We start from the raw sequence: 25230 nt of genomic DNA, 5'->3' as shown, positions 1-25230 counted from the left end.
TGACTTTAAATGTTAGAATCTTCTAATCTAATAATCAGAAAGTACTTAAGCTTTCACCTATCTTTTTAAAAAGGGAGATGAAGAAAATGGCAGGACAAATTCGTATGTCGCCTGAGGAACTAAAATCACGAGCAGAAGTATATGGTCAAGGTTCAGATCAAATCAACGAAGTATTAAGTAAATTGAGAAATTTACAAGAACAACTACGTGGAGAATGGGAAGGTCGTTCATTTGAGCGCTTTGACGAACAATTCCTTGAGTTAGTTCCTAAGGTTGAAAACTTTTCACAACTTTTATTAGAGATTCAAACTCAATTGAAAAGTACAGCTCAGGCAGTTCAAGAACAAGACGAAGCACTTTCTCAAAATTTTGGTCTTAGATAATTAAGTGTATTTGTCGAAGGAATTAGTTTTAAAAACTATTGTTTTATGATTTTATGTCATGAGCTACACGATAGTTACTATCGTGTAGCTCCTCATACTGCCTTTTTAACTATATCCCCTTATGTCATTATTTCCTTCATTTATACTTTTTAAAATATACTATGGTGCTTACTGTAAAGTACCTTTATTATCGAAATAATAGGTAGGAGATGTCGAAATATGAAGAAAAAAATCTTACAGCTGTCCATATTTTTGGTGCTGATTCTAACATTAATAGTAGGTTTATCTTATGTGTCATTAGATCGTGACACAACTTCTCAAGATGTAGATATACAAGAAGATAGAATGTCGATTGCCCTTGTCAACGAAGATGATGGCGCAACGTTTGATGGGGTGGAATTAGGTTTTGGTGATGCATTTGTCCAAAGCATCAACCAGAATAACCATGAATGGTTTGTTGTTAGTCGCGGTGTCGCGGAAAGTGGATTAGAACGAAATACATATGACATGATGATTGTGATTCCGAAAGATTTCACCGAAAAAGCATTATCGATTGATTCAGAGTCACCGGAACAAGTGGTATTAAATTATAAAATCAATGCTTCAGACAGTGAGGCTGTTCGAGCTCAAGCAGAGGAAACAGCGAGTAACATATTAAACGATTTTAACCGTCGAATTATAGATGTTTATTTTGCAAGTGTAATTGGTAACCTACAGGAAGCTCAGGATAATGTTGCGAATTTTGTAGAAGAATACGAAGAACTAACCTATACCTATAATAATGCAGTTCATAACCCGTTATCCAGTTATACCAACCAATTCACTATGATAAAAGATAATACAGAAGTCTCAAAAGATTCTTTTAGTGGTTTTGAAAATACATTGAATTCATATGAAGAAAACTTGGTAGAACAATTAGGTAGCTTTGAAGACTATCAATCTAATATTCAAGATGTAGAAGAAACCAAACAATCCAATAGTCCAATACACAAAGATTTTGCAGAGCAATTAAATGGCTTTCAGAATGGTTTAGATAATGGAGATGTCAATAGTCAACTACAAAACCTTCAAGATACTAATGATTACATTAATGCACAATTTCAACTAAATGATGAAAATCAAGAGGATCCTGTTAAAAATCTTGCATTTCATACTAGAGGATTACAAAATCGTTTGAATACCGCATTACAAACAATTGAGGAAGAACAAGAGAACTTTGATGTAGTGGCGATAAATAGTAACGTTAAAGAACGCTTAGCAACGTTTATTGGCGAAGCTTTTGACGGAAATGATGCTGTAACTGATTTATTAACTTCACAAAACGATAGACTAATAGATAAAATAGAAGACCAAATCTCGCAATTACCTTCATTAGATGAAGAGGCATTAGAAGATAGCGATCTTTCTCAAGCAATGGCTGAAGAGATACAAAACGTTATGAAGGTAACAAAGAAGTACAATGATGAATTTGACGAAGTCTATCCGGTTAATCGTGATTTGATATTACCGGAACATATCCAAGAATTAAAGAAAGGTTTAAATATAAATGGTATAGAACTGAAAGATACCGTCATATTACCGGAGTCGGAAAAGCCACTGAGGGAATTTAAGGTTACCGATATTCCGGAAGGCTTTGCCATTAGCAGACTATCAATCCAACTTCCAGATGGGGAAGAACATACAATTTATAATTATCAAGAAAATGACAAAATCGAATTACCTACCTATCAGAACGGAGAATTTACGGTAGCTTTAACACTTCGATTAAAAGATGATTATCTGGATCAACCGTTAGATGTATATGACATGAAGCGATGGCAGTGGGAGTTATATCAAATTGATGAAGAAGATGCTGAACAATTGGAACAAGATGATGAAGTCGAGGAAGAAGAACCTACGACGGAGGAACCTACTCAAATAGTTGCTAGTTATACTGTTGCTCAATCGGTAGATGATACGGGAGAAACAGACACATTGAATGAACAAGAGAATACAGAAACAGATTCATCAACTGACCAGGATGATAGAACAGGTAATGATGATCAGAATAATAATAATCAAGAAGATTCAAGTGATTCAAATGACGGTGAAAACGAGCAAGATCAATCAGATGAGAATACTGGAGAAGATAGTGATGAATCCAATCAAGAAGGAGAAAATCCAGGGAGGAATGATGGATCTGAAGAAGGAAGTGGAGAAGATCCAGTAGAAGATGATGGCTCAACTGGTGAAGAAGAAACACCGGGTGAAGACGGTGGAAATAATGGTGAAGAAGAAAATCCTGATGAAAACGAGGAAGAGCAGAAAGAAATTGAAATAGTAGAAATAGATCATCACTATATTCGTCATAGTGTTAAAACACCAGTGATTGATGATGCTACAGAAGATTTAATCCGTGCTGTAGAAGATACTATTACGCCATATCAGAGGTTATTGTCATCTTATGAAGCATACTTTGGCATAGATTTGACTTGTGTTGCGGGTGAGACTGATGCTGATTCCGACTCTGATTCTAAGAACTGTGTGAATGAAGAAGAAAGTTTAACAGAAATGGCGTCAGATCAATCATTATACGCACTATTTAATAAAGATGTTGGAGAATTACTGACAGATTACATTGCAGATCAAGTAATTGCGGATGTAACGGAAGAAATAAGAGAGCCTTTAGCGAACTATGAAAAACAAATGGAAGATTACCGTCGTTATATTAATACAACGATAGCACAAGCTGATGAATTAGCGTCTACCGTTGTGAATACAAGAGAAGCAGCCCGTATTTTAAATGAAAATCTACAGACTACATTAGAGGATATCACGAAATGGCGAGAACAAAGTCTAAGTTTAATAGACAGCCAGTCAGAAATTCAAAATACAAACGAGCAAGAACAGCAAATGGTGATGTCCCTTGGTGAAGGGTTCCAACCGGTATTTAGTCAAAGTCAAACTCTTGCAGATCAAGCGTCCAATAATCTCAATGAAGCAGAAACAGTTTATCAAACATTTGAGCAAATCGATGAACAGGCTGATACGATTCAGCAAAGTGGATCAGATCTAATTCAAGAGGCTGAAGTACTTGCTACCAATATGACAAATAAATTAATGAGTGATCAGGAGTTTATAGATAACTTCACCAATGTTATGGCAAACAGTCGAATCGGTGATAGACAAAATGAAGATTTATATGATTTCTTGGCTAATCCGGTAGAAACAAGAAATGAAGGAGTCATTGTTGAAAGAGCCAATACATTTACAGCCTATTTTCTTGTCTTGATTTGTTTCCTAGTTGCCTTGTTTACAGGTTATGGTATTTCAACTATTAGTCAAAAACGAATGGCAGAGAATCAATTTGAAGAGGAAAAATCTATCGTAAGCCAAAATGGTCTAATCACTGGTATCATCGCTTCTGTTGGAGTATTGGAAGGGCTAGTATTAGGTTTAGTGTCCGCTTATTTACTTCAAATTAGTGGCGGAAAATTAATACTTTGGACCGGGTTACTGATATTAATTATGTTTACCATGGTTCTCACAGCAACTTATTTACTACGACAACTGAAAATGATCGGTATGTTCATTTTACTTGGTGTGTTGAGTATGTACCTATTTTTGACAAATGCTTTAACGAACAGTTTATCTGGAGTAGGAGATTGGCGTGACTTGTCTCCATTACAATATGTCGAACGATTATTAAACAGAGTCGTGCAAGGATCGTCTGATTACGGGTTTATCGTATTTGGTCTAATTGTGATTGCCTTACTTGCTGTATTAGCCAATCTGTTAGTTGTTACGAGAAAATCCAGTCAGGTAACAGAGGATGATGAGAATGTTGCTTAAATCGATAAGCAAAATAATCTCCATTTGTTGTTTGTTTCTTCTGCTGATGCCTTTGTCTGCGTCAGCAGAAGATAACGATGAGAGTAAAGGAAAAATCAACTGGAAAATTGATCGGATCATGGAGAAGGACTCTAAAGAGGAACGCAGTAAAAGGGAGACAGAATTAGAGAAGAGGTTTCCGGAATTATTTAAAGAAGAGACTACAGAGGTCATATCAACCATTAAAGAAGAAAAGCATGAATCAATAGACAAATTAGAACAAGATTTATTTGCTACTGAAATAGAGGCGAATACCATGATTGATGATACGAAGCAAGCATTGTTTACTCCGGATTATGTTGCACCTGAAGCAGCAAGTTCAACGGAAGAAGAAGAGGACAATGAAAGTTCTTCATTACTAATGACTGGATTTATAGGTCTTGCTTGTCTCATTGGTGGAGGCATGTATCTAATGTTTCAGAGATTAGCTGACTAGGAGTGGTGCAGAATGAAGAATAGTCATATTGATGTAACAATTGATTTTAGTGAATGTGGTGTTGGGGGGAGTTATGATTTACGCATTCCCGTTCAAATTTCAGTGAAACAACTGTTATTGGATCTCATTGACACGTTGAAAATCGAGCAGCTAAAGGAGTCAAAGTCTGCCTTTAAAGTGAAAACAAAAGGTCTCGTCCTAGTTGACGATGATATGTTAATCGACTATCCCGTGACTAGTGGAGATATTATAACTGTACTATGTGAAGGTGCTACTAGATAGAAGAAGGAGCAAGTTAAAAATGAGAGAAAAAACGATTGAGTTTAATAACCTGTCCCTCCCGTTTACTATTAGTGATGACAGATGGGAGCTGCGCTTAGCTAAATCACAAACACGAGTGAAAGATCCCCAGCAAATTCGAATGTTAACTGGGGCACCAGAGGAATCATTTGTACCTTTAGAAGTGAAAGAAGAAGGAGATGCTTTCACTTTTTCCTTTTTTATTGATCCAAAAAAGAAGCAGTGGAAAGATTTGCAGCGGCTCCATCGGCATGAAAAATTACGTCTGCTTTGTAACCTTGCCAGATTAAACAAGTATCTGTCGTCTCGTTTAACCTTATTTATTCATCCTGATAATCTGCTGTTTGACGATAACCTCGAACCTCATATTATTTATCGCGGTGTACGAAATATTATTCCTCCTTTTGAAATGGGGGAACAGGACTTTTTGAAACAATTAAAGTGTTTTAGTATTTCGCTATTCTCCAATAAATATACATTTGATCAGTTATACAACGGAGGATTAGAAAAAGCAAAAGACACGGAATTTGAAAAAAAGGTACATCAACAAGAGGATCTTGAGCAATTTATCAATTATTTACAAACAACTTTTAACGCGGAGCAACAGAAAACAGAAAAAACAATGAAGTTGGTTCCGGCCAGACGTTTCTTGTTATTTAAACGACTTGCCATTTCTTTTATTATCATTGCCGTTTTATTAGCAGTGCCACTGATATACATTAGTTTAATAAGTCTTCCATATCAACATAAATTATTGGATGCGCATGAAGAATATTTAGCTTCTAATTACAGTGACGTAATAACGACGTTAAATGGCGAAGATGCCGAGGATATGCCTAGAGCAACCAAATATATTCTTGCTTATTCATACGTTTCTTCTGAACAATTATCAGAAAACGATAAAAACGTGATTATGAAAAATATCAGTTTAAATAGTGATCAAGATTATTTACTATATTGGATTTACAATGGTCGTGGCGATTTCGAATTAGCAATGGATAAAGCAAAATACTTGGATGATCCGCAATTGATCATGTACGGACTTATCAAACAGCTCGAGCAAGCTAGAAATGACCCAGATTTAAGTGGGGCCGAACGCGATGATACGGTTAGCAAGTTACAAGACGAGTTGCGCCAATATTGTGAAGAATATAATTTATGTGAAGATGAAGAAAACCAATTTGATAATGGAGCAGGGTCTGAGGAAGAGATAACAGAAGAAAGTGAACAACCAATAAGAGAGGAAGATACTCCTGTAGAAAATACGGAGGAAGAAGAGCCTTAGATATTGTGTATAAGTACAAGAATACGTAGTCTGATTTAGGACAATAAGTAAAAATTGTCTGCAAGAATCGATCTTACGGAAAAAATGAATCAAAAGAGTAAAACTGTCTATAAGAGCTACTCGGTTAAGCAATATTCATGTGGTTTAGTGAAGAGAGGAAGGAACAGATGGTACAGAAAACACTTGTGGTAAATTACGGTGAGCAACTTCATAAAACTGGATTATCTGAAGGGTCACCAAAAGATATAACAGTGGGGAATGATTGGGCGGATACGATGACTTTCTTGACGCTCGATCAATCAATCTCAGTGAAGTGGGATGGTGAATCTTGCTTTGTAGATGATCAGCGATTGGAGCAACAACGACAGCTATCCCTTTCAAATGGTGACAACATTCATTTTTATTTAACGGATAGAGAGAATCGACACTTGTTTGATATTGCAGCAAAACAGCACATTTCGATAAGTAAAAATGAATATGATGATCTGGTAATCGAAAATGTCGAGGCTGATCTGCTTCTTTTTCGTGAGCAAGAAGGCTTTCGATTAGAAGTACATGGCGGAGTAGTATTTCATAACTTTTCATTTACCAATGGAAACAACTACGTCGAGCCGGGTGATCAGCTTTTCTTTGATGGAGTAACCGTGATTGTTCGCCAGGAAGATATCGAAGTGATACCGTCAGGAAGACGTGTTACATTTAAGCTTGTCCCACTTACGGATAAGGAGGAGCAGTTTAGCCCTGACTATCCTGATTATCATCGTTCTCCTCGGATTATTTATCGGGAACCAGAAGAGAAGAAGACCATCGCAAAGCCTTCAGGTAAACCGAACAAACCGAGTGAACAGCTAGCTCGAACGATTGTACCACCGCTTGTGATGATCATAGCGTTGATCATTGTCTCACTTATTCAACCAAGAGGAGTCTTTATTGTTGTGATGCTAGCAATGACGGTGACAACTATCATTTTCTCTATCACGTCATATGTTAAAAGTGTCAAACAGTATAAAGCAGATATGAAGCACAGAAATAAGACTTATCGTGAATATCTGGAACGGAAAACAAAGGAACTCTATCATGCAACGGAGGAACAGCGCCATGCTCTAACCTATCATTATCCAGATGTAGAGGAGATTCGTAAATTAGTTTTGGATGTGAATGCCCGAATATATGAGAAAACGATGTATCATCATGATTTTCTTCACTTTCGTGCCGGATTAGGTGATGTCGATACAAGCTTTGAAATTGAATTTCGCGAAGAAGAGTTTACCCAGGATAAAGATGAGCTAGTAGATGCAGCAAGAGACTTACGCTCACAATTTCAAGGACTATCTCAAGTACCGGTCGTAACATCGCTGACAAAAGGGCCTGTCGGTTATATCGGTCAGCGTGAGCTTGTGTTGGAGCAATTGCAGTTGTTAGTCATTCAGCTTTCCATGTTTCATAGTTATCATGATATACAGTTTATTAATATTTTTCCAGAAGATGAAAAGCCTCAATGGGACTGGATGCGCTGGTTGCCACATGCAAGCTTGCAGGATCTGAATGTTCGAGGATTTATCTATCATGAACGTTCTAGAGACCAAGTACTGCATTCCATGTATCAAGTCTTAAAAGAGCGTAAGCAAGTGTTAGAAGAAAAGGCGAACTCTCAGGAAAAAACCATTTTCACACCACATTACGTTATTTTGATTACCGATGAAAAACTAATTTTGGATCATATCATCATGGAGTTTTTTAATGAAGATCCGAGTGAATTAGGGGTTTCTCTTGTATTTGTGCAAGATGTCATGCAGTCTCTTCCGGAACATGTCAAAACCGTTATCGACATTCGCGACATGAAGACGGGAAATATTTTGTTAGAAGAAGAAGAATTGGTTAATAAAAATTTTGTGCCAGATCATTTTCCAGAAGGATTTAACAAAGAAGAGGTTTCGCGAGGTCTGGCACCGTTAAACCATTTACAAAGTTTAAAAAATTCAATACCAGAAAGTGTTACCTTCCTTGAAATGTATGGCGTAGAAAAAGTCGAAGAGTTAAACATTAGCGGGCGTTGGGTAATGAACGAAACCTATAAAACAATGGCCGTTCCATTAGGGTTGAGAGGGATTAATGATCTTGTCCAGCTGAACCTGCATGAGAAAGCACATGGTCCACATGGTTTAGTGGCAGGTACAACTGGATCTGGTAAGTCCGAAATTATTCAATCCTATATTCTGTCACTTGCAGTTAATTTTCATCCTTATGAAGTTGCCTTCCTCTTGATTGACTATAAAGGTGGAGGTATGGCTAATTTATTTAAAAAAATGCCGCATTTACTTGGAACGATTACCAATCTCGATCGTACACAATCTATGAGGGCATTAGCTTCTATCAAAGCAGAATTGCAGAAACGTCAACGTCTATTTGGCGAACATGACGTCAATCATATTAATCAATATCAGAAATTATATAAGCAAGGAAAAGCAAGCGAGCCGATGCCGCATTTGTTCCTCATTTCGGATGAGTTTGCCGAATTAAAATCGGAACAACCAGATTTTATGAAAGAATTAGTCTCTACAGCCAGAATTGGCCGTTCACTAGGGATCCATTTGATTTTGGCGACTCAAAAGCCAAGTGGTGTAGTCGACGATCAAATCTGGTCTAACTCCAAATTTAAACTGGCATTAAAAGTACAGAATGCTAGTGATTCCAACGAAGTATTAAAAACACCTGATGCAGCAGAAATTACTTTGCCAGGTCGTGCTTATTTGCAGGTTGGGAACAATGAAATCTATGAGTTATTCCAGAGTGCCTGGAGTGGAGCAGATTATGTAGCCGATAAAGAGGATCATGAATATGTAGACACAACCATTTATGCGATTAATGATTTAGGTCAATACGACATCCTAACGGAAGATTTGAGTGGTTTGGATAAGAAGGAAGAAGTGGAAAGTGTACCAACTGAATTGGATGCGGTCATTGACTATATCCATGACTACACTGAAGCACAGCAGATTGAACCATTGCCAAGACCTTGGTTGCCGCCATTACCTGAACGAATCTATGCGAATGATTTACATGATGTGGACTTTAAGGAAGCATGGAATGAACCTAAGAAACAGTTGGAAGCAACAATTGCTATGTTAGATCAGCCTGAATTACAACTGCAAAAACCGTTATCGGTCAACCTTACCAAAGATGGCCATATTGCCGTCTTTTCCAGTCCGGGATACGGAAAGTCTACCTTTTTGCAAAGCTTGTTGATGGATCTTGTTCAGCAGCATAATCCAGAACATTTGCATGTATACTTATTAGATTTTGGTACCAATGGTTTATTACCACTGAAAGACTTACCACATGTCGCAGATACAATATTGCTGGATGAAACCGAAAAGGTAGAAAAATGGATTCGCCTGCTTACTAGTACTATTTCTGAACGTAAGAGAAAATTAAGTAGTTATGGCGTTGCAGATATGGAAATGTATGAGAAGGCAAGTGGCGAAACGATCCCGAACTTATTCCTGATGATCGATAACTTTGACTCTGTCAAAGATGCTGATTTTGGAGATGAGTTTAACAAGCTGATTACTCAGATAGCTCGTGAAGGGGCAAGTATTGGTATCCACTTAGCGATTAGTGCTGGACGTCAAAGTGCCATGCGTATGCCAATATTATCGAATATTAAGCGACAAGTGTCACTATATTTAATTGATCCAATCGAAGTTCGTACCATTGTCGGCAAAACAGATCTAGAAATTGAAGAGATACCTGGACGGGGGATACTGAAGTTGGATGAACCTGCGTTATTCCAAACGGTATTGCCTGCAGAAGGAGAAGAGGCTCTGGATATTATAGAGGGCATCAAACAAATCGCAGAAGATATGGAAGCATTCTGGGATGGAGAGCTCCCAGAGGAAATTCCAATGATGCCTGAGGGTGCAATTGAATTTGAAGCATTTAAGCAGAAAAAGAAAACGAAGAAACTGGTGGAACAAAGCCAGTTACCACTTGGATTGGACTTTGAAGACGTGGCACCACTAGGATTTGATCCGGAAAAAGACGGTTTCCTAACCGTTGTCAGTGATCGAAAAGATGGTCTGGATAAAATGACAAATGCGATCACGAAGAGTATGACATTGCTGAGGGAGCCATATCAAACAATGCTTATTGACACCATTGACCAAGGTTTATCAGAAATTGGAGCAGCGATGAATGCCTATATTTCTGATGACGATGGCATCACAGCTGTAAAACGAAATATTCTAACGGAAATTAATACTCGCACCAAAGGTGATCATAATGGTGTGAAATGGATGATTATGATTAGGGATTTAAAAGACTTTGCTGAAAGAAGTCTTCTGTTAGAAGAGGATCTATCGGTTTTATTTGAACAAGGTCCAAAGGTAGATGTACATTTTATTGTTTGTGGAGATTCCAGTTATATTAGCACAAGCTTCGAAAAGCCAGCGAAAGTGGTTCGGAAATTATCGAATGTAGGTTTAGTTAGCATGCGTCTAGGTGATCAGGATATCTTCAGTCAACCATTTATTCGCAAGGAAACCTATCCTGCGGCGTATGAAGCCTATTACGCAAGAGATCATCAACATATTAAAATAAAAGTTCCGCGATAAGGAGGAGGAATTGATGAGTTCGTTAAGCCAGTTACGGGCACAAAGGTCTAATGTTGTACAAGGGATTTCTAATGCTAAAACGAATATTTCCGCTTTAGAGGATAAAATCACCCGATTACAAAGAGCATCAAGTACATTATCAAGTAATATAACAGAATTAGGTTCCATTAAAAGTTCGATAACATCGTTAAATATTGAAAATAGTAGATGGCAGGGACAAGAAAAAGATAAATTTGATGATCGATATGAAACATATAAGTCCAGCGTGAAAAACTATATTACTAAAGTAAAGGAAGCTAAAGAAACAATTGACGAGGATATTAGTAGGTATGAATCTACTAAGGCTAACTACATTTCTGGACTTGGTAACCTCCAAAATACTCTTAGCTCACTTGATTATCAAATTAGTGTTGCAGAAAGGGAGAGATAAATGAGTAGTGAAGTTAGTATAAATATAAACGTTTTTCGATCTAATATTTCTAAACTCAAAACATCTGCATCTGATTTGGAAAGCAATATTAAGAAAAATTGGACGTTTGATAAAACCAATATCAGTCCTTTAGTAGATGACCTTGAGAATACGATAAAAGCAATGGAAGTGTTGGAGAGATATGCTAGTCTTTTAGAAAGTGACATCATCACCATGCAAGGTATTGGTGAGGAAATGCGCGAAACAGATGAGAAGCTTGCTAATCAACCTGAGCCTACAATTTCTAAAGCACCTGAGCCACTACGCTAGTAAGGAGGGATTTAATTGACAAATAAAGTAGATATAGCAGAGGTTATTGATTTTAGAAATGATTTTAAAACTACGTCTTCTCATATTAAGGCAAGTATTGAAAATGTTATTCAGAACATACAGCAAATTGATGAGATGGAATCCTTCTCTGGGAAAGCAGCTAAAAATGCTAAAAATTACTTTTGGAATTTTCATAAGGAAAGCGTACTCCTAGCTTTTGAAGAATTATATAATGATCTACTTAACAACTTAAATGACCATATTGATACATTTAATTCAAATGTTGATTCAAGTGAAACAGCAATTGTTCAAAGTAATTATCTAGATGATCTAGACAATCAAATTGATTTAGATTATCGAAAATTAGATAGTATTCATACAACAGTGCAAAGGACTATCGATGGTGTATCTGATATTACTAGTGCATCATCTCCTGCTTTTTATGATATAACTAATGATAAGAAGGAAGTATTCAAGACAATAGATAACCTTGATAGTAATCTAACTTCTTTTACTCGAGAAGGGAGTTATAATGATTCTCGTACTAAGGCATTAATTGAACGTATAGAAAAGGCGTTAGCAAAAGTAAGCTCTGTTGAAGGTGAGAGTAGGTTTAGTGACCATAATTTCAAGAAAAGTGCAGAAAATATTAAAGGTTTAGGTAATGGAGTATTGCCTGCTATAACAGGATCTGTTTCTAGTTGGACCATTGCTAAAGCAGCAAAAGACAATGGTTTGAGTGTAACTGAGTATATGAAAAATGGAAAAAAAGTTTATCGTATAAATGCAACAGAAGATGCTTTACGTTCGTTAGGTGTAGAGCCTGATAAACATGCAAATCGTGCTTTGCAGCAAAGTGGTAAATCAGGGACTGCAAAAGCACCACTTAATTATTATCATAATAGCCAAGGAAATCAAGTTTATTCTTCGGTTGGTAAAGATGTTATAAATAATAATCGAGCAATGATGGCTTATAATGATAAAGCAACAACTGCTGTGAAGTGGAAGAATGTTGGTAAAGCTGCAGGTGCTGGGGCTTTAGATAGTATTAAGGACTTGAATCCTAATGGTATACTTAACAATGGATTAATAAAAGGTGCTACGAAAGCAGGTGGTATCTTTACGGCGGGATTAACTGCTTACTCTAATTATAACGATGCTAAGGCAGACGGTTTAACAGGTGGAAAAGCAGTTGGTCGTGCAGCAGTAGATACAACTATTGACACAGTAGTGGGAGGATCTGTACAGTTAGCATTTACTGCTGCAGGGACTGCATTTATTCCTATACCTGGAGTAGGAACACTTGTAGGTGCAGGATTTGGGATCTTAGCTAATGGATTATTAAATAGAGGATTTGGTAAAAGTGGAAAATCAGTTATGGATAGAGTTAAAGATGGTTTTCATAAAATAACAGGTTGGTTTAGTTAATTTGAGGAGGAATATAATTGTTTTTGGATAATTTAAGAGAAGAAGACTTTGGTGTTTTAAGGGGCTCTCTAGAGTCTGGGCGTCAAAGTCCTCAGTCATTCAGTGGTATGTTGATTCTAGGTATTTTTCTTCAGGCATTAATGTTTTTTTTAGTTTATGTTGTACTAGGTTATGATTCAAATTATCCTTATCAGAATAGTATCTTGTTTATTCATTTAACGATAACGATACTAATTATTATTATGTCCGCAATTTTTTCTGTCCCTACAGTATATAAAAAAATGGAGAAGTTCCAATATTTCGTGAGTATTGTAGTCTCTCAAAATTTATTTGGCGTTTATTCTTATTTAATTACCTTATTTACTTTAGGACATAGTAATGCTTCTACAAGATCATTATTATTCGCTACTTTAATTACTTTTACTTTAGGATGTTTAATATTCATAATGACATTCGTGCGATTTTATCGTTTATTGAAGCAAGGAGAATATAGAAAAGGCTCAAAGAAAGATAAAAATAGAATGTATTTTGAAAAAAAATCACTTGTTCCTTATGCTGTAGTGGGAGGTCTCGGTATATTCTATTTGATTCAGTTCATTTCAAAAAACCTTCGTTCAATAGAGTTTGATTCCATATTCATGGGGACTCTGGGTCTTATAATATTTTTTACAATGTTGTTCGTACTCCCCGAACAATTAGTCATACTCTATTGTAAAAAGAGATTCAAAAGCTTTAATTTCAACAAAGAGGGAAATATTTATCCAATGGGATCAGGTGAAAAGGTGGGTTAAGAATGAATATAGAAAAACGATCATTACTATTTGAAAATGTCATTACCTATCAAACAACACAATTAAGAAAGGATTGGCAAGAAGGGTTTCATAAGATGGAAGATGTCATATTAGCAGAAGGTATTTATCAGAGTGGTCCAACTTTTTTTTCGGTAGAGCCTGAGCAAGGAGAAAATAAATTTGGTCATTTTACCTACTATCTCCCGATAAATAATCCTGTTAAATTCACAGAGGAAACGGAATTTGGATTTCAAGAGCGATTTAATCTACGTGAAGCATTAGTATTAAGACAAGCTGATGAAGAAAAAGATTTCCATGCTGCATTTGAAAGAATACAACAGTATGCGAAAGAAAATGATATAGCAATAACCGACACTTTTTATTGTGTACTATTAGAAGTATTCGATGATTATATGATAGATTTATATGTTCCACTAAAAGATCAAGGAGAAGAGTTATCATGATTGTACAAAATCATCGTATTGCACATCGTAATGTAGCTTCTAAATATTATCGTTTTTACCCAGATGAAATAGAATTAGCTGTAAAGGATTTCCAATCTATACTCGAAGAAAATAATTATCATCCTGATGGTAGGATCCTTTTTTCCATATTAAGTGACCCCACAAGCGAAATCATGAGTGCAGAAATATTTTTACCCATATGGGAAGATAAATTTACTATTCAAGAACAAGAAGAAATAAAATTTCACAGTTATTTAAGTATAGGTCCGATGATTATGACACGCATAACTGATGATTTTAATGAACAATCTCAAGTTAAGTTTTGGGAATTAATGGAGTATATCAATCAAAACAATTTACCACAAAGAACACCAGTATTTGTAGAATATAAGACAACTCATTCTGGGAAGACATACGCAGAAATGAGTGTAGGAGTTTAAACTTAGAGAATGGGAGTCTAATTTTTAAAATGAAGAAATTATTAATATTTTTAGCACTAGCTATGATGATAGCTGGATGCAGTAATTCTAACGACGAAGAGGTAACAGAAGAGGTGAGCACTGATGATGAGACCGAAGAGACATCGAGTGAAGAAGAAACAGATGCAGCAAGTGAAGTGGATACAACAGATGAGGAAGTAGAAAATAATGAAGAAGCAGATGACTCGCAAAGTGAAACGAGAGTTGGTACAGCCGGTCAAGCAACATCAGGTGATGTACCGGATTTAAAACTACAGGTACAAAAAGCAGATGAAGAAGCAGGCGTAACTATTGAAAATAATGAGATGTATAGTCAGCTAAATGAAATAATTAAAGCAGATCCAAAAGCAGGTATTCCTAATGATTTTAGTGTGTTTCCAAATGATATTGTTTATAACGAAGATGGCAGTACTTCTATACTTTTCTTTGGTGTAAATCGATTACGCGCCCCTATTCAAAGTATCTATTTTGAATTAACTTTAGGGAATCAAAATGGAGACTATATTTTCGAAGGAATGCCAGTCACACTAGATGAGGAATATATGGGTATTATAGAGAAAGACAGTGCTGTTCCTTTCTTATTAGATGTTGATCCGGAAGATGAAGGTATATTTATGGAATTAACGGAAGAAAATATTGACTTAAGATTAGATAACTATGATTTGGAACTAGATGAATAGAAGGAAGGGCAAAGAAGCAGATGATCTTGTTTCTTTGCCTTCTTTTAAGTGTGCTGTTAAGTGTGGTTATACATTAGTAGGTGAACTATAAAGCGAGAAGCAAATGTAAATCAATTCAAATAGCGATGATATTTTCTTTCATCATCATATAAAAAGAAGTTATCTTTAAATGTTTTGAATTGAAAGGTGAATTAATTCTGCACCATACATTTATGGAAGTGTCGAGGGAGTGAAGCAATGAAGAATTTTTTATTGTATCCATTCTGGGTTGCTATACAAGAAATAAAAAAAGATAAAGAACGTATTAAAATTTCAAAACAATCAGGTTCAAATTTGAATTTATATCCATTCATTAAGATGTCATATATGTTTCTATTAATAATTTCTATTATGTATATTGCTATCCTATATTTAATAATCGGCGGTATTTTTGTTTATCCACTTGCCTTTATTGCTCTAATTCCTACAGGATTAACTACCTGGATATTTACTCTTATCTATACAAAAGTTTTTCCTAAAACAAAAGAGAATTATTTAAAAAGGAAGGGGTTTTATAATAATAACTAAATCTGCAATTCCAAGGTGAAAAATCAAGTGAAGCTTATCCCCAAAAGCAAATGGAGAAAGTAGAATTCAAAATATCTGAGATGGAAAATATAGTATTTCCTTTTTTTTATTGAGATAGTTTATATGGTTAATGCTAAAAGGTTAGTAGATATATTTATGAAGAAATAGCACGAATTGGAGTTGATGATTTATGAAATGTGAAGTCCAAAGAGTAAGAAATAATCCAAGATTTAGAATTCTGAAGACCGAAGGAAACACCTACACTTTGGACATGAACCAGTCAATATGGAAAATCTTATTTCCGTTTTTAACATGGCTCACACCTAATACGGTTTATCAAGTTGAAGAGGAAATTGATGAAAAATTGTCTATTTTACAAAATGAGCCTACTGATAAAAAAATTGGTCCAATTATTTTAGGTCTTTTATCAGTAACTATAGCAAACAACTTTTTAAATCCTTTGACAGATTATTTGGAGCTAGAGAGTACGTTGATGTTTAATATTATTCTTTCAGTTGTGGTGATCGCTTTAGTATTGTTACTACGGTTCTATTTTAGCAATAGAAATAAACAAAAGCTTTATCGTGTCTTTAACCAAGACAAATTATCAAAAAGGTGTATTTGGATAAGACCAACGTCATTTAAGCATTTTTTGCAAAGTTTTTTTTATTACATTGTTAGTCTGGGAATAAGTGTTTTATTTTTTATAGTATTTATTCAGGAAGGACATTTGGTACCTTTAATCTGTGCTACTACATTTTTCATAGCTGTATCTTTAGCGAATGGAACGACAGTATTAGAACCTAGTGCCAATGTGAAATTTGATGGAGATTTTATGTTACAAGATTAAATGATAGTAAAATAGAAGATGTGAATAATAACAATGTTAAGGAGCCACTGATGAAATCTAAAAATACACTATATTTTTATAACTCTTTAATAAACAGCATTTTCATCATGTTTATCAGTCTTACTTTTGTTGTATTTGGATCTATGATTTGTTGGGCAGCTTTTAAATATGAAGATCTTTTTTTAGGTTTAATAGGTCTGTTTCTGGTAGGATTATTTACTTTTTTACTTTATCGGATTATAAAAATATTAAAGGAATCGAAACCACTTCTTATTTTAAGCGACGAAGAATTAATTCTTAATTCGCGATCAAAGAAACCAATTGCAGTCAAATGGGTAGATATTAAAGAATATGAAATTCAAGAAGTAAATTTATATAGATATATCAATATAAATTTATATGATGAAGAAAAATACCTTGCTTGTATGTATGATAACACGAAACTTTTAAGTAAAGTAAAAAAATCAATGAAGTCTCATCCATTCACTATTGTCTGGGGACAAGTGAAACGAAAAGATAGAGATATATTGGTAGACGAATTAGATCGACGTGCTTTTGAAGAAGAAGAAATTGCAGTGTCTGGAGAAAGATTATACAAGTATCATGATGAGAGCAAAAAACTGTCTGATCAACTAGCTGTATATCATGAAGAAAGAAAAGAGTATAGTCAAGTTAATCGTAAATACTTCTTAAAAAAGTATGGTCAGAGTGCACTTTGGGCGCTTGGTTTGACTATCCTATTTTCCTTCGATAAGGATGGAAGCTCTTGGATGTACCTTTCAATAATATCCTTCTTCATTTATCCTTTTGCAAAAGTTATTTACGATGTAATATTCGGGTTTAGATACGAATTTAAAATGAAAAAACAGACACATCTTTCCCTGTATATAGAGCAATCAAATTACTTATTTCAATTCTTAGTTTATATCTTTAGTTTATTTCTAGCTCCATTTGGTATCCTTTATTTGTTGATAAGAGCAGTTTATCGACGAATAAAGAAAAGAAAAAATCAATCATAAAGGAATGATCCATTTGAAATTAATTCCTATTTACACGGAAAATAAAAGGGCACACAAATATACCATTTATGTTGATATACATACCAACTATACGTATAGAATTGATCATAGTAGTGATATGAACCAAACGGGTTACTGGATTAGTTTTTTCGCAATTCTAGCATTTATGAGAAGCTTGCAAGAAATTAGTTATACATTTTCCAGTTTAGGAAAGACAATAGTAGTAATTGCCGTTATTTTAGTAGGTATTATTTTAGGGAGTTTAGTCTATAAGAAAATGATACCTAAAGAAATAAGAGAAATATATCTAACTCAAACCATGATAGAAGATTATATGCGGAGAGGAAGAAAATTGATTAAGCAAGACATATGGATCGCGGTTATTTCCTTGATAATCTTCCTAATATTAATTTTCTTATTTTTAGTCACTTCTTCTTTTGTTTTATTAACTTTTGCTCAATTTTCATTCATATTATTTATAGCTTTCATGCAAAGACTTCCTAAAGAAAGAGTTGCCTTGTATAAGAAAAGCTCTCAACTATCCGATCAGAATGATTAAGAATACGAAGCATTAAAAATCCATTTCAAAAACGAAATGGTATTTTTTTGTATTAAATTAGCACCAGATCCTAAGATTAAGTGTTAAAATGGAAACAAACATGAAAAGTGATGGCAAATTCCAAAGCTCGAATTACAGCAATAGGTTCATCTATACAAGAACGAAGATTGACCAATTATTTTAGAGAAGATCGTTGATACAAGTGATGAGTTGATTATGAAAGGCGATAAAGTCTTATTATATGGTTTTGGCGGAGGCTTAACATATGCTGGGTTGCTGATAGAGTGGACACTGTAGCCAGTGAAGAGGAGTAGGTGTATGGATATTTCATTAATTAGACATGGCAAATCGGAATTCACAACTAATCGTTGGTTAACGGCTGAAGAATTTAATGATTGGGTGAGCAGTTATGATAATAGTGGCGTTTTGAAAGAGGATTTCTATCCTTTGGAGACACTGGAGAAAGTACGGACAGCCAATTTGATTTTGACAAGTGATTTACAAAGGTCGATTCAGTCTGCAAAGCTATTGCATCCCAGCCTTGACTTTGTATCCAATCGAATTTTTCGTGAAACAGAATTGCCTAGCTCCTCTCTTAGAGGGGTAAAGTTACCCTCAAGTATCTGGGCATTTTTACTAAGGTGTTTGTGGTTTTTCGGAAATGCAAAAGGTTGTGAGTCGATAACTTATGCAAAAAAGCGAGCCCGAAAAGCTGCACAATTATTAATAGAATATCCTGAAACATATGATTCTGTTGCCTTGATTGGGCATGGCTTTTTTAATATGTTGATTGCAAAAGAACTATTAAAGATGGGGTGGAAAGGTAAAAGAAAAACAAATAGCAAACACTGGCATTGTACGACGTATTACTAATAAAAAGAAAAGTGAAAATCTATTTAGTTAACCACCTCCAAATTTCCTGAAATTGCAAATGATTCATGGTATTCTAAAGAAGAGGTGATCAATCATGGTAAAAGATAGATTCAAAGTAATTGCTGCAGTACATATTTTTCTATTAAAAGATGATCAGATTCTGTTACTTAGACGATATAACACAGGATATGAAGATGGCAACTATAGTGTCTTAGCTGGTCATGTCGATGGAGGAGAAGATGTGATTACTGCTGCTCAAAGAGAAGCATTAGAAGAGGCTGGCATTACTATATCCAAAAAAGACTTGAACATCGTTGGAGTTATGCATCGTAGGGCAGAAGAGGAGCGGATTGATTTCTTTTTGACAGCTAAGAAGTGGACAGGAGATATTATTAATAAAGAGCCTGACAAATGTGATGAGTTAGCATGGTATCCACTCAACAATCTGCCGGAAAATATCATTCCTTATGCTCAACAAGCAATTGAAAATTATCAAGATGGTCAGCCATTTGATCTGTACGGGTGGACTAATTAAGTTTGAAGAAAAAGCGACAAATCATAACGTTCACCTAATAACCTGAAAATATAAATGGCTACTTCCATATGAATTATCCCAGGGAGAAAGGGATTTATCCAAGCACCAGGTAGTTCTCTTCCTTGGATAAGTGCACCGCTTCCCGGGATATCTGCTTCCCCTCCTTTTATCCAAGGTCCAACATATTTGTTCTTCTTAGTAACACCTACTTCCATTAAGAATAACTGTTGACCTCGGTTTTCCTAATGAAATGCAAAAAAATATCAGGCTACTCATCATTCGTAAAATCCCCACTGATGGAAGTCACACTTCTAAATTTTTATAATTATTCCATCATTCCGTTTTTCTCATTGTTATCTAATCCGTCAAAAATACTCGATAGCGCTTCTTTTTGTGTCATACCATTTAGGTTTTTATCTTGAATTCGAGATAATTTAATAATTGGATAATATAGTTTAATTACGGAAAGAGTATTATTATTTTAATATTACCTTTACAATCATAGTAATATGATTTATATTGTATTTGTGGATGACAGAGATACCATCCAAAAATAATAGACAAGGAGAATGCCATTATGGTTGAAACGAAGGAGAAAGTGATTGCAGTTCGAAATCTTCAGAAGTCGTATAAAGGCCATAAAGTATTAAAAAATATCAATTTTTCTGTAGAGAAGGGAAGTATTTTTGCTTTATTGGGTTCCAATGGTGCTGGAAAAACAACGACAATTAAAATACTTTCAACGCTTCTTAATGCAGATAGTGGTTCTGCTGTAATCAATGGATTTAATGTAATGAAGGAGCCAGAAAAAGTTCGTGGAGTGATCAGTTTGACAGGTCAATATGCCGCGGTAGATGAGGGATTAACAGGTAGGGAGAACATCCGGATGATTGGAAAACTTCGTCATTTGCCGAAGGCAAACAAAGAGGCTGACAAGTTACTTGATAGAGTTCAATTACTTGATGCTGCTGATAAGCATGTTTCCACATACTCAGGAGGCATGCGACGTCGACTGGACCTTGCGATGAGTTTGTTAGGAAATCCGTCAGTCATTTTTCTAGATGAACCAACCACAGGATTGGATCCACAAAGCAGGTTATCCTTATGGCAAATGATTAAGGAATTAGCTGAAGCAGGGACCACCGTATTTCTAACAACACAATATTTAGAGGAAGCAGATCATCTTGCTGATTACATTGCTATTCTGAATCAGGGAGAAATAGTGGCGGAAGGTACATCACAAGATCTAAAAAAACTATTACCAGAAGGTCATATCGAATTAGGGTTTAATCAAGAAAGAGAAGTTAGAGCAGCATTTGATGTATTGCATGACTTTCATCCAACTATTCACCTAGAAAATCGAAAATTGGTTATAACTATGGATGGAAGCATTAAGCAAATGACAAATATGTTAAATCGTTTAGAACAAGCAGGCATTTCGGTATCGCAATTAACACAAAAGCAGCCGACATTAGAGGATGTATTTCTTACTATTATTGGTGAAAAGGAGGGTGCCTAATGGAGATAACGAATAACTTCAGTGATATGAAAGTGATGATCGGACGAAGCATGCGACTTTCCTTTAGAAGTATGGATACCATGATAACCACAATCGCGATGCCGATCATGATTATGTTTGTCTTTGTCTATATATTTGGGGGAGCAATCGAAACGGGTTATGAAAATTATGTGAACTATTTAGTTCCTGCCATTATTATGATGACAATTGCTACAGGAGGTACGTATACTTCTGTTCGATTAAGTGATGATATTCATAAAGGAATTATTGACAGGTTTCGTTCCATGCCTATAGCTAAATCTTCTTTATTATCTGGTTATGTATGGACATCGGTCGTATTTAATTCTCTTTCAACCGCTTTGGTTATTGCTAGTGCCTTTTTAATGGGGTTTCGTCCGGGAGCGAATGTAGGTGAATGGTTATCAGTAATTGGATTAGTCGTTCTGTTTACCTTGGTCATTTCCTGGATGTCTGTATTGTCAGCTTTAATGGCAAAGACGGTAGAAGGTGCAGCGTCTTATGGTTACTTGGTACTACTTTTGATTTTTATCAGCTCGGCTTTTGTTCCAACGGATTCTATGCCGAAATGGATTCGCGTATTTGCAGATAATCAACCAATGACATCCGTTCTAGAAGCTATACGAAGCCTGTTGCTGAGTGAACCTGTCGGTAACCATGTTTGGATTTCGTTACTATGGTTATTTGGATTGTTGATTGTCATCTATATAGCTTCTGTTCAGGTTTTTAAAAGAAAAACATCCTAATCACGTTATGTAATACCTCCTTTGGGGAAATTTATAACAGCTATAACAATACAATGAAGCTCAAAGTAATGTATGATGGTATATAGGAGGTGTATCGTTCATGAAAAACAAAGTTTCCTCTGATTTACTTAGAGGGCATGCAGATACAATTATTTTGAACTTACTAATGAGTGGAGATAAATATGGATATGAAATAACGAAATTAATAGCAGAATATTCAGATGGAGAGTATGAGCTGAAAGAGGCAACCATGTACTCAAGTCTGAAGCGTCTGGAGAAGGATGGCAGTATCGTATCCTATTGGGGAGATGAAACCCAAGGTGGCAGACGTAAATATTACAAGATTACGGAAAAAGGAAAAGATAATTATTACGAAAATAAAAGCAACTGGGAAGCATCCAAACGGATTTTAGATCAATTATTAGCGAAAGGTGGAAATGAAAATTGATGAATAAAATAGAAAGATATGTTGACGGCATATTGTTGCCATATGAAAATACCCATTCTGTTGGGGAGTTGAAGGAAGAGTTAAACAACAATTTACAGGAAAAATTAAATGACTTCATAGAACAAGGATATGACGAAGATACCGCTTTTAAAATGACGGTTAACTCGATTGGTGATGTAAGTGAAATGGTGGAAGAATTTTCAGAAGGTACAGAAGAGGAGCAGGTAGAACAAAAGAAAATGGATTTTACGAAAATGGACCTGAGAACCTCTGATTTTAAAGAAGTTAATTTACAAGGATCTGAGTTTAGCAAAAGTGATATAAGAGGTTCAGATTTTACAGGAGCTAATTTATCTAAAGCTAAGTTTGCCTCTTGTGACCTTAGAAATGTTATTTTTGACCATGCCAATCTGACGGGAGCCAATTTATCGAAGACAGATTTATCAAAAACAAGTTTTAAAAAGACTGTTTTAGATGAAACAGATTTAAGCTATTCCAATTTATCTGATCTTAATTTCGAGAATCATACATTCAATGGTACTAATTTTTTCCAAAGCGGGCTTAAAGGCACAAACTTTAAAAATACTGTGTTTAGAAATGTATCTTTTAAATATGCATACTATTGCCATAAAGCGAATTTCGACGGAGCAACAGTGGATAAAGTTACCTATGCCACATTGAATAGAACCAAAGCAGATTTAACGAATGTCACAATAATTTAATACATTTTAGAGCCTATACGGGCTCTTTTTTTTGTAGGGAGGGATTTACAAATAATGCTAGCATTCATCCTCGCATTCTGGTAAAATGTTTTCAATTTACCAATTGGGGGGGATTGACATGTTTGTTTGTAAAATAGACGAGAATTTGTCTCTGAAACTAATTGACCAAAGAGATGCAGAAAGGATATTTGATCTAACCGAAAATTCAAGGAACTATTTACGAGAGTGGCTACCTTGGGTTGATGCAACAGTAAAAGTAGAGGATACAAGGGAGTTCATTCAATCCAGTTTGAAAGGCTATGCTGACAATAAGAACCTTACTACAGTTATTTTATATAATGGGGAGATTGTCGGGGTTGCTGGTTTTAATAGTATTGATTGGACCAATAAAATTGCATATATCGGCTATTGGTTAGGGGTTGAGTATCAAGGGAGCGGGATCATGACAAGGGTAGCTAAAACGCTAACAGATTATGCTTTTATGGAACTAAAACTTAACAAAGTAGAGATTAGAGCGGCCATCCATAATCAAAAAAGTAGAGATATACCTAAACGACTTGGATTTGTGGAAGAAGGACGTATTAGAAGTGTTGAGTGGTTATATGATCACTATACGGATCATGTTGTTTATGGAACATTAGCGGAAGAATGGCTCAAATAGTATAGCAATAAATAATAGAATATAAGAAGTCGTTTGGCGGAAAAACACCAAACGGCTTCTAGATAGTGAATAATATTAATTTCCTAAACTTTCAACAATGAGATCTTGTACTCTGCTACTCGTTAAAAGACGAAGGTGTGATACGCCTGAAACATGAATATTATCAGCACCACTAATTCTTGACAAACTGATAGATACGATAGAATCTGAACTGCTGTAGATAGAAGTGAAGTCAACCCCGGATGGGACTGATGTTTCCCCTAAGCGATTAGCACCTCCAAGTGTAATTACTTTATCGACTTTATCCACACCACCTAAGCGAGTTAGATAACGTAAAGTATTAGCACCACCCATACTATGAGCAATAATATTTACTTCATCAACATCATAATCACTAAGTACATCATCAATATAATCTCTGAGTTGACGAGAATTTCGATAATTATTGCCTGTTTTGTCTCTGAAGTTTATCGCATGCAAATCAGATCTGTCGTACCCAATACTTCTTAATTTTCTTTCGATACTATAGAAATTGTACGGTGCACCACCTATACCATGTACGAGAACAACAGGCTTGTCAAAGTCAATGCCAGATTCTTCTTGTGCCATTGTGCTAGTAGGAACACTAAAAAGTAATACAAGTAACAGTAAGCCAATAAACGATAGTTTGATAGATTTCATGTAATCCTCCTTTAGTATATTATATGGATTATTTTACCACAGGATTGATATTGTTTGTATAATATTTCCTATTTTTAAAAGCGATTGAATATTTACGTAATTACTTTCCTTTAATTGTCGAAATATATTGACAATTCCAACAAAAGCATGTAAAGTACAGTGTATTACTAGGATATGAAAACTGAACATTAATCTTGTCTTATCAAGAGAGGTGGAGGGACTGGCCCAAAGAAGCCTCGGCAACCATTAAGTGTTTTACTTAATATAGGTGCCAATTCCGTCTGAGTGTTTTCACTTAGAAGAGATAAGAGATTCATCGTTACGTAATGTATCTCTCTATCTCGATATAGAGAGATTTTTTTATTATAAGAATCGCAAACAATATATCTATAAGCTTATCAAGAGAGGTGGAGGGACTGGCCCAATGAAACCCGGCAACCATTAAGCGATCGCTTAAAAGGTGCTAATTCCAACAGGAGTATTCCTGAGAGATAAGAAGAGTAGTAGAGTCCTCTTTTTATCGAAGAGGGCTTTTTTATTTGTAAGGAAAGTATAAAATTTGCA

At 35.3% G+C, this 25230-nt stretch carries 26 protein-coding genes and 2 riboswitches; of the genes, 25 read left to right on the top strand and 1 reads right to left on the bottom strand.

What is annotated here, in order from left to right; genetic code table 11:
- Window positions 1-86 precede the first annotated feature (86 nt).
- From GHT08_RS08890 to GHT08_RS08770, 25 genes are all read left to right on the top strand, one after another.
- Window positions 87-383, top strand: coding sequence for a WXG100 family type VII secretion target (locus GHT08_RS08890; RefSeq protein ID WP_163581077.1), 297 nt, complete (start codon window positions 87-89; stop codon window positions 381-383).
- Between the two features lie 219 nt (window positions 384-602).
- Window positions 603-4214 (top strand): type VII secretion protein EsaA, encoded by a 3612-nt coding sequence (esaA, locus tag GHT08_RS08885; RefSeq protein WP_163581076.1) that lies wholly within the window; start codon window positions 603-605, stop codon window positions 4212-4214.
- The gene (gene essA / locus GHT08_RS08880; protein WP_163581075.1) at window positions 4204-4689 is read left to right on the top strand and encodes a type VII secretion protein EssA; all 486 of its coding nucleotides are present in this window, start codon (window positions 4204-4206) and stop codon (window positions 4687-4689) included. The genes esaA and essA overlap by 11 nt, the downstream gene beginning before the upstream one ends.
- Before the next feature lie 12 nt (window positions 4690-4701).
- Window positions 4702-4971 (top strand): EsaB/YukD family protein, encoded by a 270-nt coding sequence (locus tag GHT08_RS08875; RefSeq protein ID WP_163581074.1) that lies wholly within the window; start codon window positions 4702-4704, stop codon window positions 4969-4971.
- A gap of 19 nt (window positions 4972-4990) precedes the next feature.
- Window positions 4991-6274 carry a type VII secretion protein EssB gene (gene essB, locus GHT08_RS08870; protein WP_163581073.1) on the top strand — a complete coding sequence of 428 codons (1284 nt, stop codon included), beginning with the start codon at window positions 4991-4993 and terminating at the stop codon, window positions 6272-6274.
- Window positions 6275-6441: 167 nt separating this feature from the next.
- The gene (gene essC / locus GHT08_RS08865; protein ID WP_163581072.1) at window positions 6442-10887 is read left to right on the top strand and encodes a type VII secretion protein EssC; all 4446 of its coding nucleotides are present in this window, start codon (window positions 6442-6444) and stop codon (window positions 10885-10887) included.
- A gap of 13 nt (window positions 10888-10900) precedes the next feature.
- Window positions 10901-11317 carry a YwqH-like family protein gene (locus GHT08_RS08860; RefSeq protein ID WP_163581071.1) on the top strand — a complete coding sequence of 139 codons (417 nt, stop codon included), beginning with the start codon at window positions 10901-10903 and terminating at the stop codon, window positions 11315-11317.
- Window positions 11318-11626, top strand: a complete 309-nt coding sequence (locus GHT08_RS08855; protein WP_163581070.1) for a TIGR04197 family type VII secretion effector — start codon at window positions 11318-11320, stop codon at window positions 11624-11626. It abuts the gene before it with no gap.
- Window positions 11627-11641: 15 nt separating this feature from the next.
- Complete coding sequence (locus tag GHT08_RS08850; RefSeq protein WP_163581069.1) at window positions 11642-13054, top strand: T7SS effector LXG polymorphic toxin; 1413 nt, start codon at window positions 11642-11644, stop codon at window positions 13052-13054.
- Window positions 13055-13071: 17 nt separating this feature from the next.
- Window positions 13072-13845 (top strand): hypothetical protein, encoded by a 774-nt coding sequence (locus tag GHT08_RS08845; protein WP_163581068.1) that lies wholly within the window; start codon window positions 13072-13074, stop codon window positions 13843-13845.
- A 2-nt stretch (window positions 13846-13847) separates the two neighbouring features.
- Window positions 13848-14309, top strand: a complete 462-nt coding sequence (locus tag GHT08_RS08840) for a DUF5085 family protein (RefSeq protein WP_163581067.1) — start codon at window positions 13848-13850, stop codon at window positions 14307-14309.
- Window positions 14306-14749, top strand: a complete 444-nt coding sequence (locus GHT08_RS08835) for a DUF5085 family protein (protein WP_163581066.1) — start codon at window positions 14306-14308, stop codon at window positions 14747-14749. Before GHT08_RS08840 ends, GHT08_RS08835 begins: the two co-directional genes overlap by 4 nt.
- 29 nt (window positions 14750-14778) lie before the next feature.
- Window positions 14779-15468 (top strand): hypothetical protein, encoded by a 690-nt coding sequence (locus tag GHT08_RS08830; protein ID WP_163581065.1) that lies wholly within the window; start codon window positions 14779-14781, stop codon window positions 15466-15468.
- A 237-nt stretch (window positions 15469-15705) separates the two neighbouring features.
- Window positions 15706-16035, top strand: coding sequence for a hypothetical protein (locus GHT08_RS08825; protein WP_163581064.1), 330 nt, complete (start codon window positions 15706-15708; stop codon window positions 16033-16035).
- Between the two features lie 190 nt (window positions 16036-16225).
- Complete coding sequence (locus GHT08_RS08820; protein WP_163581063.1) at window positions 16226-16885, top strand: DUF443 family protein; 660 nt, start codon at window positions 16226-16228, stop codon at window positions 16883-16885.
- A gap of 50 nt (window positions 16886-16935) precedes the next feature.
- Window positions 16936-17904, top strand: a complete 969-nt coding sequence (locus GHT08_RS08815) for an STM3941 family protein (protein WP_163581062.1) — start codon at window positions 16936-16938, stop codon at window positions 17902-17904.
- Between the two features lie 13 nt (window positions 17905-17917).
- On the top strand, window positions 17918-18463 hold the full coding sequence (locus GHT08_RS08810) for a hypothetical protein (protein ID WP_163581061.1): 546 nt from the start codon (window positions 17918-17920) through the stop codon (window positions 18461-18463).
- 216 nt (window positions 18464-18679) lie between these two features.
- Window positions 18680-18760, top strand: coding sequence for a 3-oxoacyl-[acyl-carrier-protein] synthase III C-terminal domain-containing protein (locus GHT08_RS22585; RefSeq protein ID WP_163581090.1), 81 nt, complete (start codon window positions 18680-18682; stop codon window positions 18758-18760).
- Between the two features lie 21 nt (window positions 18761-18781).
- Entirely contained in the window at window positions 18782-19336 is a 555-nt protein-coding gene (locus GHT08_RS08800; protein WP_163581060.1) for a histidine phosphatase family protein, read from the top strand.
- Window positions 19337-19430: 94 nt separating this feature from the next.
- Window positions 19431-19871, top strand: a complete 441-nt coding sequence (locus tag GHT08_RS08795; protein WP_163581059.1) for an NUDIX hydrolase — start codon at window positions 19431-19433, stop codon at window positions 19869-19871.
- 577 nt (window positions 19872-20448) lie between these two features.
- Window positions 20449-21390 carry an ATP-binding cassette domain-containing protein gene (locus tag GHT08_RS08790; RefSeq protein WP_163581058.1) on the top strand — a complete coding sequence of 314 codons (942 nt, stop codon included), beginning with the start codon at window positions 20449-20451 and terminating at the stop codon, window positions 21388-21390.
- The gene (locus GHT08_RS08785) at window positions 21390-22154 is read left to right on the top strand and encodes an ABC transporter permease (RefSeq protein WP_163581057.1); all 765 of its coding nucleotides are present in this window, start codon (window positions 21390-21392) and stop codon (window positions 22152-22154) included. The genes GHT08_RS08790 and GHT08_RS08785 overlap by 1 nt, the downstream gene beginning before the upstream one ends.
- Window positions 22155-22254: 100 nt before the next feature.
- Complete coding sequence (locus GHT08_RS08780) at window positions 22255-22602, top strand: PadR family transcriptional regulator (RefSeq protein ID WP_163581056.1); 348 nt, start codon at window positions 22255-22257, stop codon at window positions 22600-22602.
- Window positions 22602-23324, top strand: coding sequence for a pentapeptide repeat-containing protein (locus GHT08_RS08775; protein WP_202882526.1), 723 nt, complete (start codon window positions 22602-22604; stop codon window positions 23322-23324). Before GHT08_RS08780 ends, GHT08_RS08775 begins: the two co-directional genes overlap by 1 nt.
- Window positions 23325-23442: 118 nt before the next feature.
- The gene (locus GHT08_RS08770) at window positions 23443-23985 is read left to right on the top strand and encodes a GNAT family N-acetyltransferase (protein ID WP_163581054.1); all 543 of its coding nucleotides are present in this window, start codon (window positions 23443-23445) and stop codon (window positions 23983-23985) included.
- A 75-nt stretch (window positions 23986-24060) separates the two neighbouring features.
- Here GHT08_RS08770 and GHT08_RS08765 read toward each other — a convergent pair whose 3' ends face one another.
- Window positions 24061-24666, bottom strand: a complete 606-nt coding sequence (locus GHT08_RS08765; protein WP_163581053.1) for an esterase/lipase family protein — start codon at window positions 24664-24666, stop codon at window positions 24061-24063.
- 196 nt (window positions 24667-24862) lie between these two features.
- Window positions 24863-24977, top strand: a riboswitch (SAM riboswitch).
- A gap of 81 nt (window positions 24978-25058) precedes the next feature.
- Window positions 25059-25164, top strand: a riboswitch (SAM riboswitch).
- Window positions 25165-25230: the final 66 nt, after the last annotated feature.

This window comes from Gracilibacillus saliphilus (assembly GCF_010994085.1).
GTDB lineage: Bacteria > Bacillota > Bacilli > Bacillales > Amphibacillaceae > Gracilibacillus > Gracilibacillus lacisalsi.
Note: the sequence above shows the minus strand (reverse complement) of the source record. Positions and strands in the feature narration are given on the sequence as shown.